This is a genomic window from Enterococcus sp. AZ163 (assembly GCF_050498925.1).
GTDB lineage: Bacteria > Bacillota > Bacilli > Lactobacillales > Enterococcaceae > Enterococcus_A > Enterococcus_A ferrettii.
In genome coordinates this window covers 1,451,368-1,466,206 of record NZ_JBIPAO010000001.1, presented here as the reverse complement: position 1 = coordinate 1,466,206, position 14,839 = coordinate 1,451,368, and the positions used below count along the sequence as shown (strand labels likewise).

The window sequence follows — 14,839 nt, the reverse complement described above, 5'->3', positions numbered from 1 at the left end:
ATCATTCAAGCCCCATATTCAACCATTTAGGACAAAAGCAGCTTTCAAACACAGTTATTCGTTAAACTTCAGGTAAGAAAGCACTTAAGGAGTGAGAATATGAATAAACAAATTGAAAGCAAGCAGTTAAGAGTTTTCTCCATCATCGCTTTTGGATTGCCGGTAATCATGGGGCTATTTATGTGGTATGGCTATAGTACGAAAAGGAGCATTGATCTCTTCACCTTGACCCATATGTACTATCCAGCGGCTGGCGCGATGATTGCTCTGTATCTTAGCCGCAAAAATCGACAGCTTATGCCTAAAGCGTTCTTCATTGGTTATTTGATCCAAACTGGTTTAATGATTGTTTGCAGCCTATTAGGATTATTTATTGGTAATAGCACTTTTATGATGATCGGCAGCTTCGTAATGATACTTGGCAGTATTTTTCTATGGATTGCTCTATTGGTTGCCAGAACGGAACGTCGAGAGGCCTATGGTTTACGTAGAAAAAATTGGAAGCTGACCATCGCCTTCGTTTTATTATTTGTGGTGTTGTATATCGCACGAATGGTCATCTACTATCTAATAGAGGGCGGGCTTGGCGGAATGACGGAGAACTTCTCCAAATCCCAAACTTGGTTTGCACTGATCCAAACCTTAATCAGTTATCTTATTATGTTTGGACCTTATTTTGGTGAAGAATACGGCTGGCGCTACTTTTTACAACCTATTTTGCAGAAAAGATATGGCATGATCAAAGGCGTGCTGCTTCTGGGCATTGTATGGGGACTTTGGCATTTACCGCTGAATTTCTTCTTTTATACTTCTCCAGCAATCGGAATTATTTCGGTAGCCAATCAAATCGTTGTCTGTATCACGATGGGAATTTTCATGGGGTTCGTATATATGAAGACTGATAACATTTGGAGTGTTGTTGCCATTCATTTTTTGAATAATAATCTGGCACCTATTTTTTCCGGTGATCTCACTGGTGAATCCATGTCTGGCTACACGATCGGCTGGTCCGATGTTGCTACAGCAGCAGTAATCATGAGCCTTTGCTATGCTTGGCCGATAATCACTAAATACTTCAGGGATAAAAACAACCTGAACCAAACACCCGAAGCTCGGGCCGACCAGATTACTGAAGAAACAGTGCCTAAAAAACACTCAACTACAAAATACGCTTAGAAAAAAGGGGCTCAGCCTACATAGCTGCGCCCCTTTTTTTCTAATGGTAATAGACTTCATCAAGAAATAAGCCTTGTGCTGGCACTGTTTCTCCAGCATTTTCCCTAACCTTACTAGCCAATATTTCGTCAATTGCTTCCGGCTTCATCGTTCCTGCACCAATCCCCAGTAAAGTACCTACAATAATCCGCACCATTTTATGCAGAAAGCCATTACCAACAAAGGTAAAATGCAACAAATTGCCTTCTTCCTCAATTGTAATACTCTCAATCGTACGAACAGTGGATTTCTTAGTTTTCTTCAAAGCCGAAAAGCCCATAAAATCATGCTTGCCAACCAGCTTGCGGCAGGCTTCCTTCATCTTTTCCAGATCCATTTCTTGCGGATAATGATAACTGTAGGATCGCTCAAAAGCAGAGGGAATCTCCGCATTCCAAACATAATAGCTGTACTGTTTTCCAGTAGCATTGTAGCGGGCATGAAAGCGTTCGGCGGCCTCTTCTGCTTTTTTCACCACAATATCCTGTGGCAGATACTGATTCAAGAAAGCAATCATTTCAGTCAAAGGCATTTCACTAGTTGTTTTAAAATTAGCTACCTGACCTCGTGCATGAGTCCCGCCATCCGTGCGGCCAGAACCAATAATTTCAATTTCTTCACCAGTCATTTGCTTGATGATGTTTTCGATTTTCCCCTGAATGGTTTTATCGGAATCCCCCAGCCGCTGCCAGCCTAAGTATCGTTTACCATCATATTCGATGGTTAGTTTAATATTTCTCATATGATCTATTTTACTCCTCTAGTTAAGTTAGCTTTATAGTATCATTTTTCGACTGTCCATAGGTTTTTTTTAGTGACAGACCTTTGATTTTTAAGCAAAATGACTCTTTTACTTAAGAAATTAGTGCGTTTACAGTAACATACCTTCAATTCTAAAAAGACCAATCACCAGCTCCAATGATTGGTCTCCATTTATAAATTTATTTGCCAATGACTAATCTTCTTGTGTACACCGCTTGTCCTGAATGCATCACAGCGTCATCAATTGCTGAAACAACTCGAACCTCTCTCGTTACCGGTGGCGTCCAGCTGGCATCAACAATATCATCTAAACTTTCTTCTTTGAGCTCTTTTAAGTAAGAAATTGTAAAATCGACACTAGCAGACAAATAGTCCAGCAAGATATCTTTATTACTCACCACAACCTTCTCTGCTTCCTCGGGAGTATGGTGCCATTCTTCTGTATCGTCAGGCAAATCCAAAGCAAACTTTTCACTCCACCCGGCTGACAGCCATAGCGGTTCCGTATTATTCAGACCTGAAATCTGAAAGTCCAGCTCACGGGCAGTGTGCCAAATTAGCCAAGTAACTGATTTGATCAATGGCGCTGGCATCGTATTGGCTTCCTCGATACTCATCTGACTCAAGGTATCCTCCAGTCGTTCCTGTGCACGCTTCAAGGTATCAATCGACAATTTTGTAAAATCCATTTATAGTCCTCCTAGTCAAAACAAAGTAGACACTCCTGTCTACTAGTCACTTTACTACAGCGGTTACTTATCAGCAAATTTTCCGTCGCAACGATTAGAACAAAATCGTCCACCTCAGATTTCAAGATTAGTTCCCATTTTCTCCTTAAAAATTAAGGCAAATTAGGCTAATCACTCTTTTTTTCACTGCTGGTCCGACAACCCAAACAAAAAAGCTTCCGAAATTCGGAAGCTCTTAAATGATTTATTTATGGGTGGATGTAAGTTAATCCTGAAGCACTTAAGGTTGCTGTGTTTGGTCCCATTGGTGTTGGGAAGCCCATGCCGCCTTGAGTAATTGTAATAGTATTGCTGCCAGCATCATACGATTGAACGTAAGCTACGTGACCGTAAGCACCATCTGCATTCCATGTTCCAACAGATTGTCCTTGAGCAAAGACCACGATTGAACCTGCTGTAGGAGAGCCATCTACTTGGAAACCGTCAGCCGCTGCTGAAGCTCCCCATTGACAACCATTGCCCCAATAAGTTCCAGCCCATGGAGCGACTGATTTAACATACCAAGTACATTGACCTGGTGAGTAAGCATTGCCTGATCCAGTGTGGTCAACTCTTCCACCAGTGCTAGTTGTTGGAGTTGATACTACTGGAGTCTCAGCTACAGAAGAATTTGTTGTTGTTTCTGCTTTTGGCTCAGTACTTGTTTGTGCTTGAGCTGTTGAACTAGAGCTAGTTTCAGTAGCAGCTGTAGAAGATTCTGCAGTTGCTGCTTGTTCTTTAGCTGCCTTCGCTTGAGAGGCTTCAAATGCTTTTTGAGCTTTCGCTGCTTCTTCCGCTTGGCGTTTTTCTTCTGCTTGACGCGCTTTTTCAGCGTCTTGCTGCTCTTTCAAAATACGTGCTTGTTCAGCTTTGGCAGCTTCTTGTTGTGCTTTTAATTTAGACTTATCTTGTTCAGCAGTTGCTTGCTCAGCAGCATAGTTGGCTTTCACAACATTTAAATCTGCTTGTTTGTTGGCAATTGCATTTTTTTGCGTTTCTAATTCTTTTTGGTTTTCAACAAGCTCAGCCACTTTTTCTTCATTGGCTTTGACTTGCTTCTCAACCTCTAGTTTATCTTCTTTTTGTTGCTCCATTAAAGTTTTGTTCGCTTTAACCATGGTATTCATCGCTTGAACACGACCAACAACATCAGATAAAGAATCAGCATCCAATACTGCATTCACATAATTAGTTGCTTGACCATTTACTTGTGCATCACGCGCTTGGCTTTCAATCAACGCTTCACGTTTAGCAATACGAACCTTCAAGGTCGCAATTTTATCTTGTAATTTCATTGTATCTTCGTTTAATTTTTCTTGTTTTGCTTCTAAGTCTTTTACTTGTCCGCTTACTGTTTCAATTTCAGCAGTCATTTCATTGATCTGCGTTTGAACAGATGATTGTTTTCCTTGCAACTCACTAATTTTTTGATCTTTTTCTTGAATTTGTTGATCATAGTTATCGGCTAAAGCAATGTTTGGCACCGCTGATAAAGCTAATGTACATACCAATACTGCTGATAATAAAGTCTTCTTCACTAAATAATTCCTCCGGTTACTTTACTTAATATGTAAGTTATAAATTCTTTAAGGTCAGAAGCAATTCTACCATAGTGATATATCACACATATGAATAGAATATTACAAAAATATTTCAATCCAGTTTTTTTATATTGCCTCAACCATATAGGTAAGTAAGTGCAAGGAATTCAAGTCTTCAAAACTCCTTGTTATTTTTAACTATTCTAATCTAGCAGAAAAACTGCTTAGTTCCTGATTCGTAAGCGTCAGATTGACTTTAAACGTATTGATTATTTGCTTCCAGCAGCCTAATTTAGGCTTTATAAGCGCGAAAAAAGTTCAACGAGAATTCGCTGAACTTTATAGTTTATTTTATTCCATAGTACCTTGAATACCAAGGAAAATTTGTCCTTTTGTCTTTGGCATGCTGAAAAGGTACACGAATGAAACTCGTCTACCTTTTCAGCATTAAATCAATTAGCTTACCGTTCCACATCTCCTCTTGTTTTGTTCAAGTACTGTTCAACTTCTTCAGCACTAAACTGATTACAGTCGCCTTCAACTGAATGTTTCAAGGCAGAGGCATAAGTAGCAAAATCAATCGTTCTTTGCGGAGACATTTCGGTCCTCAAGCAATGTATGATTCCAGCCGTAAAGGCATCGCCACCGCCAACCCGGTCGACAATATTTGACATATCAATAACTTCAGATTGATAGAAAGCATTGTTCATAAAAAGATTTCCCTGCAATCGATGATGATTGGTAGTCAATACTTCGCGAGTTGTTGAGTAGAAAACCTTAATGTTGGGATACATTCCTCTCATTTTGCTATAGTAATAGGACAAATCCTCCCCAGACTTCTCAGGAATCTTAAAAAAGTTGAACGCGTCTAAACGTCCTGCTGAACACCAATCAACATATTTAGCAATTGTTTGAATATAGCGACTACACGCATTTACAGACCACAGCTTTCCTCGATAATTAATGTCTAAGCTAACCATAATCTGCCTTTTCTTCGCTTCCTTTAGTAAATAGACTATCCACTTTTCCCACTGTGGAGAAATCGCTGGCGTAATACCCGAAAGATGAAAAAGATCTACATTATGGAACAGCTCATCTAGGTCCCATTCCAGCTCAGTCATTTTAGCAAAGCTGGAGTAATCTCGATCATAAATTACAGAAGAAGAACGTAAGCCCGCACCTGTTTCCAAGTAATAAATGCCTAATCGGTCACCACCAACTAATAAATTCGTGATATCCACACCATACTTTAGTAAATGCTGCTTGGCTCCTGTTCCTAAGGCATGATCGGGAACTTTGCTGGCAAATTTCACTTGATGACCGAAATTGGCTAAAGAGATCGCCGTATTGGCTTCGGCACCGCCAAAATGAACAGCTAGCTGATTACTCTCACTTAAGCGTTGATTGTCAAGGGTAGACAATCGCAGCATGATCTCTCCCATTGTTAGAATTTTAGGCATGATTTATGCTCCCTTGATCTTTTCAAATTCAGCCATGTACGCTTTGGCCGCATGAGTAACCCCTTCATAATCCTCGGTCTCAGCAGGTTTTAAAAGATTTCCTCCGACACCGACAGTTATAGCCCCAGCTTCGAACCACTCATGCATATTTTCCAGTGAAACTCCTCCAGTTGGCATGATATTGACTTGGGGCACCGGTGCCTTGAAGGCAGAGATAATTGAAGGCCCATAAGCAGATCCTGGAAACAGTTTTATGATATCTGCTCCAGCCTTTAGTGCAATTATTATTTCACTCATTGTCATACAGCCTGGGAGATAGGGTACTTGGTACAGATTGCATAACTCTGCAGTTGCTTGATCAAATGTAGGACTCACGACAAATTCAGCCCCAGCCAAAATCGCTAACCGTGCCGTCACAGAATCCAGCACTGTACCTGCACCAATTACCACTTCACAATCAGTATTTTCTCGGTTTAATTCTGTGATCACTTCAGCCGCATTAGGTAAAGTAAAGGTGATCTCGATTCCTTTCACTCCTCCTTGAATGAGCGACTGGCAAGTTTTCTTTCCTTGTTCCTTTGTAGTTCCCCGCACAACAGCAATCACACCAGCTTTTTCAAGTTTCTTTAGTACTTCTACTCGTTTCATTTCTCAACATCCTCTTCTGGCTTTCAAACAATACTACCAATTTCATTTCCATTCATTTGTGGACCATAGTCAACCTTCAAACGTGCTGCATCCATTTCGGGAAAGACCACGATTATCGAATTATCTTTATTATTTTTCTCAAGAATAGATAGATCAATTTTTGCCAAAAGTGTGTCCTTGTTAACCTTCTGGCCTTCTTCTACTAATATCTCATAACCTTCACCTTGTAATTCGACCGTGTCAATTCCCATATGAATCAATGCTTCTTCACCATTTTCAGCTTTTACAATTACCGCATGTTTAGTTGGAAAAATAGAAGAAATGGTTCCATCGAGTGGTGAGTAAACTTCGCCATTCTCAGGTTTAATTGCAAATCCTTCACCCATCATTTTCTTCGCAAAGACTGCATCATTCACCTCAGTAATACTAGTTACATTTCCTTGAACAGGATTATAAATCTTCTCAATTTTTTCTGATTTTTCAGTCTTCCTTTTTTGTTCTTCCTGCTCCATTGCCTCATTAGGATCAAAGAAGAAGTAAACTAACCCTCCTGCTACCAGCATCCCAGTTAAATGAATGATGAAATAGTCTCTAATTCCAGTAGCACTATATAAATAAGTCACTAGACCAGGAATTGCCGCGACGCCCATTCCGGTACTTTTTGCATGCAATAATCCGGCGATCCAACCAGCAGCTGCTCCACCAGTCAAGGCAAAAAGAAATGGTTTGCCAAACTTTAAATTCACTCCAAAAATCGCTGGTTCCGTGATTCCTAAAAATGCCGGTAAAGAAGCAGACATTAAGAAGCCCCGTTTCTTTTTATCTCGAACTTTCCAGCCCGTTACCAATGCTACTGTTGCCTGCGCAATGATTCCCCCGGTAATCATCGCATTAAAGGGATTAAAACCCGTGTTGGCCAATAGATCTGTTTCCAGTGCTAAGAAAATATGGTGCATCCCCGTGACAACAATTGCCTGCTGTGTGCCGCCGATAATTAGTCCACCCAAGCCAAACGGCAAACCAATCACTGCTTTGGCTGCACCTAAAACGAGCAACTCAATATACTGACAAATAGGACCAATGATAATCAGACCTAGTAATCCTGCAACCAAAATTGTTGTAAAGGGAGTTACGATCAAATCCAGAACATCAGGGACTCTCTTCTTTAAGAACTTTTCAGTTTTGGCAGCAATAATCGCCACCATCAATGCAGGCAGAACTGAGCCTTGATAACCAACTACATTCAAATCTATCCCGAAAAAGCTGAATGTGATAGCATCCGCTACTCCTTTTGCCACATCGCTAGGGTTGGGCAGTAATGGATTTACCAACATTAATCCCAAAACAATCCCTAATACTGGACTACCTCCAAATTGCTTCATCCCGGCCCAAGCAATTAGAACTGGCAAAAAGGTAAAGGCCGTTTTCATTAAAATTGTTGCGATTGTCAACACGTTAGGATTCATCTCAACCCCAAAAGCATTAATACAGTTAATAAATCCACTAAACAACCCGGTAGCTACTAACACCGGAATGACTGGAATAAAAATGTCACCTAAGATTCTAGATACTTTTTTAGGTAGAGACATTCCTTCATAGAGGTCACCCTTAATATCAGTATTCAACTCATCACTCGAACTTCCGACTACTATGTTATATACCCGATCCACAAAACCTGTTCCTAGAATAATTTGATACTGCTCTCCTGCAAAAAATTGACCCTTAACTCCATCAATAGTCTCAATAGTTGCTTCATCGACTTTTGCTTTATCATTTAAAGTAAGACGTAAGCGAGACGAACAATGCCCAACTGCTCGAATATTTTCTTTCCCACCAATCGCCTCAATGATTGCATTTGCTACTGCTATATCTTTACTTTGATTCATTTTCAATTCCTCCTTTAAGGTCTTCCAGCAGAACCATCAGGTAAACGACACAACGTCCATTCCGCCATACGGTCATGCGTTGGAAAGGCTGCCGCAGCCTCTTCATCAATATCAACACCAATTCCTGGCTGATCATTCAAATAAATATACCCATCCTTGGCAACTGGGGTACCTGGAAATACTTTATAGGTGTTTTCCTTGATACTGCAGCTCCATTCTTGAATGCCAAAATTCGTTGATGTGATACTCAAATGTGTATTCACTGCATGTCCAATTCCAGTCATGTCGCCAGGCCCATGCCAAGCTGTTCTAACGCCATAGGCATCTGCCAGTGCAATAATTTTCCTTGTTGGGGTAATTCCACCTACTTGACTAAGATGAAGTCTCAAATAGTCAATCGTACGATTTTGAATAAGATCCATCCACTCATGCGGATTGTTGAATAATTCCCCCATCGCCAAAGGAATGTTCGTATGTGCTCTCAAATGCTCAAACCATTGAACCTGCTCGGGTGGCAATGCATCCTCTAGGAAGAGTAGATCAAATTTTTCTAATTGATTGGCAAATTTCACTGCGTCACTCGGTGTTAACCGTTCATGAACATCGTGACAAAGCTTGATGGAATCACCAAATTTTTCTCGTAATTTTTCAAACCCTTCAATCATCGTCTTCATGTAAACATCTGGATCGTAATAGACTCCTGGAGTGCTTTCATTTGGCAGATGCATGGCTTGATTATTGCCCCCGTAGCCGCCAATCTGTACTCGAATTTGTCTCCATCCTTGATCTACTCTCGTCTGTACCAGTTCAACGGCATCACTGACACTCTGTGCATCTGCATGAATATACGCTGGAACTGCATCACGAACTTTTCCACCAAACAATTGATAAAGAGGCATATTAGCTAATTTCCCTTTAATATCCCATAACGCCATATCAATACCAGACAATGCATTGTTCAGTACAGGTCCATTTCTCCAATAACTGCTTACCGAAGCTGTTCGCCAAATGTCTTCGATGCGCTGCGGATCTTTTCCTATCAAAAAGGGTTTTAAATACTTTTCAATAGCTGTTACTACTACTTCATATCGTTGCGTAAATGTGGCACAACCTACTCCGTAAATACTTGGATCATTCGTTATTACTTTGACAGCTACTAAGTTAATTCCTTCCGGAGCTGTTGCAATGACTTTGATGTCCTTAATTACTAACGCTTTCATAAATAATAAGACCTCTTTCCTAAATTTGACTCAAGTATAATCGATTCTTTTTTCTGCGCCTATAGATCCTGACAGCTTATGTAAATGATTCAGCGATAGATTCTTTTCCCAAAAACTGGAATTTTTCCCAGCTTACCAAATAAAAAAACTCCCCAATCAGGGAGTTGCCTCTTGTTTATACTCTATATAGCGTAGAAATAAAATACTGACTAAAATAAAATATGGATCAAGTACACTGTACTTTTTTCCTTTACCAATTGGTACTTGGTCTAAGTTCACAAAAATATTTTCATTGCTGAAGTGAGCAATCTGATTCTCAGAAAAGCTGGTAATGACAACAAACGGAACCCCCTTTACCTTCAAATCTTTAGCAAATGAATGGGCATTGTCAGATCTTCCTTTTAGCGAAATAATAAAAACTAAATCCTCCGTAGTTAAAGTATCCGTCAAAGAGCCAATCTCGTCCACTCCTTCAACTACGTAGAAATGTTCATCTCCTGCTAGAAAAACCCGACGCATTTCCTGGGCAACCGCTCTCTGTAAGGTTCCAGTACCATAAATAAACACCTTTTTACTATTTTGAATAAGCTGGAATACCGTTGTAAAATCACGATACTTTAATTCATTCATTGAATTAGAAATAATTGATACATAACGATCAATTAAGTTTCCTTCCAATTCCTCTGCCTCTAACTCCAATTTCAAAGCATATTTTAGTTCTGAAAAACCATTAAATGATATCTTCTGTGCAAATCGATGAATACTCGATTTTGAATAATTACATTTTTTTGCCAAATCAATTAACGTTGATTCTGATGCTTCTTTTTTATGATTAGAAATATATTTCCAGATAGCCAAATCATTATCATTAAGCTCGAAAAAGTACTTACTTACTAGCTCTTCTACTTTATTAGACACTGCTTTCCACCCCGTTAAGCCGTATTTTCTTCATTGTACAACATAATAAAAGGCTTAGCGATATGGTTTTGTGTTGAGAGAATTGATGTGTCAGTATTATTTAAATTTTTAACCACCTCTTTGTGGAAATTATTAGTTTTAGCTGTTGATTTTGGACTTGTATCATTTTTAGTACAAAGGCAGCGTATCCACACCGAAACCGAAAAAAACCACTCAACAACGACATTGATTGGCTAATTTTCGTACTCAACTATTCAATTCAATCGAGAACTTGTTCGTCTTATCATTTTAAGTTCTCTATTCACTCAACCAGACAACATCATCAATGATCTGATAAATTGTATCTTCTGAATTTTCTTCTATTAAATAGGCTGAATTTATAATTTTATTTACATCTTTTAAGGACCATAGTTTATTCTTTACATCTTCAAACATTTCTTGCTTAGACCATTGCGTTAGAAATATTCCTTCGTCCCAAGTTAACTGGGTAGATGCTTCAATTTTTAGCTCTGCAGGTAAGGCAGCACTAGATTCAACCTCTGAAAAGAGCGTATCATAGTTATGCAATGATTCGCGATAACTTGCTACAACCTGTGATTGCATGAAGTCATTTTTGAATATCCATATCTTTAAGTAATAAGGTTCATCAAGTTCTTCCAACCTTTTCTTCCAAGAAAGATAAACATCAATTAATGCATGAACGATCAAACGTTTATACCAATTAGGTAACGTGTACTTTCTAAGGGAACAAAATGGACAGCTCCACAGCTTTGCGTAGTAGATAGATTTTTGTTCCAACTCATCTAAGTCTAAAACTTCATTGTCCATTATCCAATAATCTACATCCTTTAACCGTCTTTTCCACCCGCGAAGCTTTTGTTTTTTATAGTCAAATTTCCATCCCATATTATCTCCTAATTTAAAGCCCAAACCTCATTTATCTTACTCAAAAATCCATCAGACAATGCATATTGATGGCATTTTGCATACATTCTGAGTTTATAAATATCAAGGGGCGTGAACTTTTTAGATTATAAAGCAAGCGTTGATCACTTCTCTCGATTTTCCTCGCTCCGATAAACCAAACCTAATCCTTTTAAGAAATTACGCGCATACTTATCTCCACAAGGTTTGAAGTTGCGATGTCCTTCTTTTCGTAAAATAGCCCCAAGCTCCCCCTTTGAAGGATAGACTTTTGCCTCAGCAAGAATGGCCAACATGTCATCACTAGTCAGGAATAGTGCAATCTTCAGCTTTTTCAGAAGAATATTATTGATATATTTGATCTCCTTGTTTTGAGGCTGTACTTCTTCCACAGGTTTATCTTTTTGCGGACCGCGTTTAAGAATGATGAAACCATTCAAAAAGGCATCTAATTCTTGATTGTCTATAGGCTTCAAATACACATTGTCTTCCTCACGTGAAGCAGGCTTCACTTTAGTCAACATCTTATGCATATCGTCCTTAGTAATCGTGATTCCACCTAGCTCAAAAGCTTCGATAAGATCAGCATCCTTAATATCAATTGCATATCTTAAACGTAACAATCTGTCATTATTGTTCATTTAATATCTCCTTGTTTTCGTTTTTCTAATTGAAAATCTCGAGTATAGATTTCATTCATCATACCTGTTGTAGTATACCTTACAATCAATTGCTTTAGTGAGGCAAATGGAAATTTAGCAAGATACTCCAGACTATCCAGACTATGTAGTACCTTTCTGTTCATACAGGAATTATTGTAAATAAGGATCGAGACAATGGGGACTTGTTGCTAACAGCTTCACGAAAAAGACATTTAGAATTACACATATGTAGGAAACATTCCTGTACATGAGGTGTAATTTCTAAACGCCTTTATTCATTCAAAGCAAAAAGTCATTGCTATTACTAAGCTTAACTATGGGAATTCAGTCATTCGTTCACGTTCAAATACCATTGATTCCCTAAATAATTTTGCCAAGGATTCACTATCCTGTTCTCCTAGATATTCCATATATTGACCTCGCCATTCTTTTCTGATAACAATCGGCACTCCTAAATATTTCATACTCAGGTACATCAATAGTAGGCGTCCGGTTCGCCCATTTCCATCAGAAAAAGGATGGATTCGTTCAAACTGAATATGAGTATCTGCTAATACTTCCAAAATTTCTTGTTCATCAGTTAATAAATCTAGACGGTAGTTTGTATTGTCAGCCCATTGACTCATTAGTAATGGCATTTCCTCCGGCACAGCCGTTTTGAATTCCGCTCCACGGATCGCATTTTGCTGCGTTTTAAACTGACCCTTATCATGCTGCAGACGATCTGTTAGCAGAAAATGAAATTGCTTGATTTCTGCTATATCTAATGACTGATTTTCAGCTAACAATCCGATCAAATAATCAAAGGCTTGCTTATGATTTTCAATTTCATAAAATTCACGAATGCTTTTACCGCTGCTGGGAAGCGTTCCTTCTAAAATGATAGAGACTGTCTGTGGCAAACTTATTGTGTTGCCTTCTATTCCACTGGAATGATACGCCATTCGGACAAGCACATCATCTAAATAATCTTGAGAAACATCCATGTCTTTTCCTCCCCACTCGTGCTTACACTATTTTATTATACCTTAATCGAGCTACTCAAAACACTTGTAGCTTTTATATCTACACTGACACTAGCATCTAATGTTCAAATGTCCTCAAAAAAATACTTACTTATATTACGAACCCACATATCGCAAATAATACTTTCAAAAACCGCATTACTCAGTATCCCTCTCCCTATCATAAACCAATGATAGTCATGACTTTTCTCGATAGCATCAGATTTCTTATTACTATAGCTAGTGACAAAAATCGGGAATGTTCGTGATTTTTGCAGGTGGTCAGACTATAATAAATGTAGTGATGAGGAGTGGAGGTAGTACGGTGATTGAAGCATTTATTGAAAAGGATGTTATTCGACAAGTCAAGTTGATCGAATACCTTTATGAGTTAGAAAAGCTGACCTTGCGTGAGGTTGCCAAGCGACTACAAGTGACAACGAATACAGTGAAACGAGACTTTGATAAAGTCGTCTTAATATTAGAGGAGCAAATCGAGTTTTCTGAAATCACCAGTACAACGATTTCCATTATTTTTAATAGCTCCTTTACGCGTTATGAATTAATTAAAATGATCTACCAAGATTCGTATTTTTTAAAAACATGTGCGTATTATTTGCTTGGTGAATCCGATTATCTGACTCTAGTAGAAGCAGAATTTATTTCAGTTGCTAAAGCTTTCACAATAAAGAAACAGGTAGAAAACTATTTCAAGGCAGCAGAGATCATGGACGAAAATGGTGCCTTCATTAATAATGAAATTCGCTATCGTTTAGTCCTTATTTCTGTTTGGATGCGATGCGATGTATTGGATAGGCTGATTGTTTCAGATAAGTATAAAACTGCTACTGTTTTTGTTGATCAAGTCTTATTCAAGTTTGCCAATGGCTACGAAAAAAACAAAAGAGAATATCAATTTTTGCTGCTGAATACCTACTTGTCGCTCAGTCGCTTTAAAGATTTTTCTTTAATTTATGAAGAAGAAGCCATTACCTATTTGAAAAATACACCGACTTTTCAACAACTGATGGATGTTAATGACTTGATTTTAACGAAAGAAAAATTACCAGAAACTGAAATTCAATATCTGGCTTCGATTTATAAAACGATCCCTTTAAACACGAGTAATTACTTAATTGTGGAAATGAACTATCAGAGGGAAAGAGAATTGATGATCGATAAAAACTTTATGGTTCGACAATTGCTTAAAAATTTTGAAGATGAATTTTCTGCTGATTTGTTCAACCATATTCTATTTGAAAAACCCTTTATGAATTTTATCTATTCTTTATGGCAGGAAACCCAAGCTTTTTCTGTTGAAAAGCATTTTTATCTAAGTGACCAGCAATTACAGTTAGCAGAAAGAATCAAGCAAGTCTTAGAATCTTGGCAGAAACACTTCCATTTAGAAACAGAAGTCATATTCAATCAGACCACACTTGAAAAGTTCTGCTCTCAAGTAACCGTGAGTTTGATGCAAAAAAGAACCCCAAAATTTGTTTTTTTCTTTATTGCAGAAGATGAACTATCCCATACTATTTACCGGGAGAACTTAAAACGTTGGTTGAACTTGGACTATAATGTTATTGATAGCACTATGTATTATTCCTTAGATGAATTACCAATTTATGTCAAAGACTGGCCAAGTATCGTTATATGCGAGCGATCGCTAAAATACGATTTCACGATTCCCGATTCACTCACCTTCTTTGCAATCTCACGAAACTCGATTTTAGAGGATACCAAAAATATTTTATCCTATGTTTATAACTGGAAAACTGAATAATACCTCAAAAGAAGACAGCTGTACCTTAGAAAAGCCATTCTGGCACTAGGGCTACAGCTGTTTTCTTTATTTTTTCATCTTTTGT

General features: G+C 38.4%; 13 protein-coding genes. 2 read left to right on the top strand and 11 right to left on the bottom strand.

From position 1 onward, the window contains the following. The first annotated feature begins 99 nt into the window (after window positions 1-99). Entirely contained in the window at window positions 100-1,176 is a 1,077-nt protein-coding gene (locus IGI46_RS07040; protein ID WP_429973168.1) for a CPBP family intramembrane glutamic endopeptidase, read from the top strand. Window positions 1,177-1,216: 40 nt separating this feature from the next. On the opposite strand, the gene truA is transcribed toward IGI46_RS07040, so the two are convergent. From truA to IGI46_RS06985, 11 genes are all read right to left on the bottom strand, one after another. Then, complete coding sequence (gene truA / locus IGI46_RS07035) at window positions 1,217-1,957, bottom strand: tRNA pseudouridine(38-40) synthase TruA (RefSeq protein WP_429962638.1); 741 nt, start codon at window positions 1,955-1,957, stop codon at window positions 1,217-1,219. 199 nt (window positions 1,958-2,156) lie between these two features. Further along, window positions 2,157-2,666 carry a DinB family protein gene (locus IGI46_RS07030; protein WP_429962637.1) on the bottom strand — a complete coding sequence of 170 codons (510 nt, stop codon included), beginning with the start codon at window positions 2,664-2,666 and terminating at the stop codon, window positions 2,157-2,159. Between the two features lie 248 nt (window positions 2,667-2,914). After that, window positions 2,915-4,243: a PcsB-like coiled-coil domain-containing protein gene (locus IGI46_RS07025; protein ID WP_429962636.1), complete on the bottom strand. Its 1,329-nt coding sequence runs from the start codon at window positions 4,241-4,243 to the stop codon at window positions 2,915-2,917. A gap of 464 nt (window positions 4,244-4,707) precedes the next feature. Beyond that, a complete protein-coding gene (locus tag IGI46_RS07020) occupies window positions 4,708-5,706 on the bottom strand; it encodes a PfkB family carbohydrate kinase (RefSeq protein ID WP_429962635.1) in 999 nt (332 codons plus the stop codon). A 3-nt stretch (window positions 5,707-5,709) separates the two neighbouring features. Next, entirely contained in the window at window positions 5,710-6,354 is a 645-nt protein-coding gene (locus tag IGI46_RS07015) for a bifunctional 4-hydroxy-2-oxoglutarate aldolase/2-dehydro-3-deoxy-phosphogluconate aldolase (protein ID WP_429962634.1), read from the bottom strand. A 23-nt stretch (window positions 6,355-6,377) separates the two neighbouring features. Then, the gene (locus IGI46_RS07010; protein WP_429973167.1) at window positions 6,378-8,240 is read right to left on the bottom strand and encodes a glucose PTS transporter subunit IIA; all 1,863 of its coding nucleotides are present in this window, start codon (window positions 8,238-8,240) and stop codon (window positions 6,378-6,380) included. 14 nt (window positions 8,241-8,254) lie between these two features. Next, a complete protein-coding gene (locus IGI46_RS07005; protein ID WP_429962632.1) occupies window positions 8,255-9,460 on the bottom strand; it encodes an enolase C-terminal domain-like protein in 1,206 nt (401 codons plus the stop codon). A 156-nt stretch (window positions 9,461-9,616) separates the two neighbouring features. Next, window positions 9,617-10,378 (bottom strand): MurR/RpiR family transcriptional regulator, encoded by a 762-nt coding sequence (locus IGI46_RS07000; RefSeq protein WP_429962631.1) that lies wholly within the window; start codon window positions 10,376-10,378, stop codon window positions 9,617-9,619. A gap of 297 nt (window positions 10,379-10,675) precedes the next feature. Further along, window positions 10,676-11,284, bottom strand: a complete 609-nt coding sequence (locus IGI46_RS06995; protein ID WP_429962630.1) for a hypothetical protein — start codon at window positions 11,282-11,284, stop codon at window positions 10,676-10,678. A 143-nt stretch (window positions 11,285-11,427) separates the two neighbouring features. Continuing rightward, window positions 11,428-11,943 (bottom strand): DUF1456 family protein, encoded by a 516-nt coding sequence (locus IGI46_RS06990; protein WP_429962629.1) that lies wholly within the window; start codon window positions 11,941-11,943, stop codon window positions 11,428-11,430. A 335-nt stretch (window positions 11,944-12,278) separates the two neighbouring features. Further along, the gene (locus IGI46_RS06985; protein WP_429962628.1) at window positions 12,279-12,950 is read right to left on the bottom strand and encodes a Fic family protein; all 672 of its coding nucleotides are present in this window, start codon (window positions 12,948-12,950) and stop codon (window positions 12,279-12,281) included. Window positions 12,951-13,272: 322 nt separating this feature from the next. Between IGI46_RS06985 and IGI46_RS06980 the strand changes: the two genes are divergently transcribed. Continuing rightward, complete coding sequence (locus IGI46_RS06980) at window positions 13,273-14,754, top strand: helix-turn-helix domain-containing protein (protein ID WP_429973166.1); 1,482 nt, start codon at window positions 13,273-13,275, stop codon at window positions 14,752-14,754. Window positions 14,755-14,839 lie beyond the last annotated feature (85 nt).

Bases quoted from the DNA above. Each gene is read 5' to 3' on its own strand.
- IGI46_RS07040 (WP_429973168.1), top strand. From the start codon at position 100: ATGAATAAACAAATTGAAAGCAAGCAGTTAAGAGTTTTCTCCATCATC.
- truA (WP_429962638.1), bottom strand. From the start codon at position 1,957: ATGAGAAATATTAAACTAACCATCGAATATGATGGTAAACGATACTTA.
- IGI46_RS07030 (WP_429962637.1), bottom strand. From the start codon at position 2,666: ATGGATTTTACAAAATTGTCGATTGATACCTTGAAGCGTGCACAGGAA.
- IGI46_RS07020 (WP_429962635.1), bottom strand. From the start codon at position 5,706: ATGCCTAAAATTCTAACAATGGGAGAGATCATGCTGCGATTGTCTACC.
- IGI46_RS07015 (WP_429962634.1), bottom strand. From the start codon at position 6,354: ATGAAACGAGTAGAAGTACTAAAGAAACTTGAAAAAGCTGGTGTGATT.
- IGI46_RS07010 (WP_429973167.1), bottom strand. From the start codon at position 8,240: ATGAATCAAAGTAAAGATATAGCAGTAGCAAATGCAATCATTGAGGCG.
- IGI46_RS07005 (WP_429962632.1), bottom strand. From the start codon at position 9,460: ATGAAAGCGTTAGTAATTAAGGACATCAAAGTCATTGCAACAGCTCCG.
- IGI46_RS06995 (WP_429962630.1), bottom strand. From the start codon at position 11,284: ATGGGATGGAAATTTGACTATAAAAAACAAAAGCTTCGCGGGTGGAAA.
- IGI46_RS06990 (WP_429962629.1), bottom strand. From the start codon at position 11,943: ATGAACAATAATGACAGATTGTTACGTTTAAGATATGCAATTGATATT.
- IGI46_RS06985 (WP_429962628.1), bottom strand. From the start codon at position 12,950: ATGGATGTTTCTCAAGATTATTTAGATGATGTGCTTGTCCGAATGGCG.
- IGI46_RS06980 (WP_429973166.1), top strand. From the start codon at position 13,273: ATGAGGAGTGGAGGTAGTACGGTGATTGAAGCATTTATTGAAAAGGAT.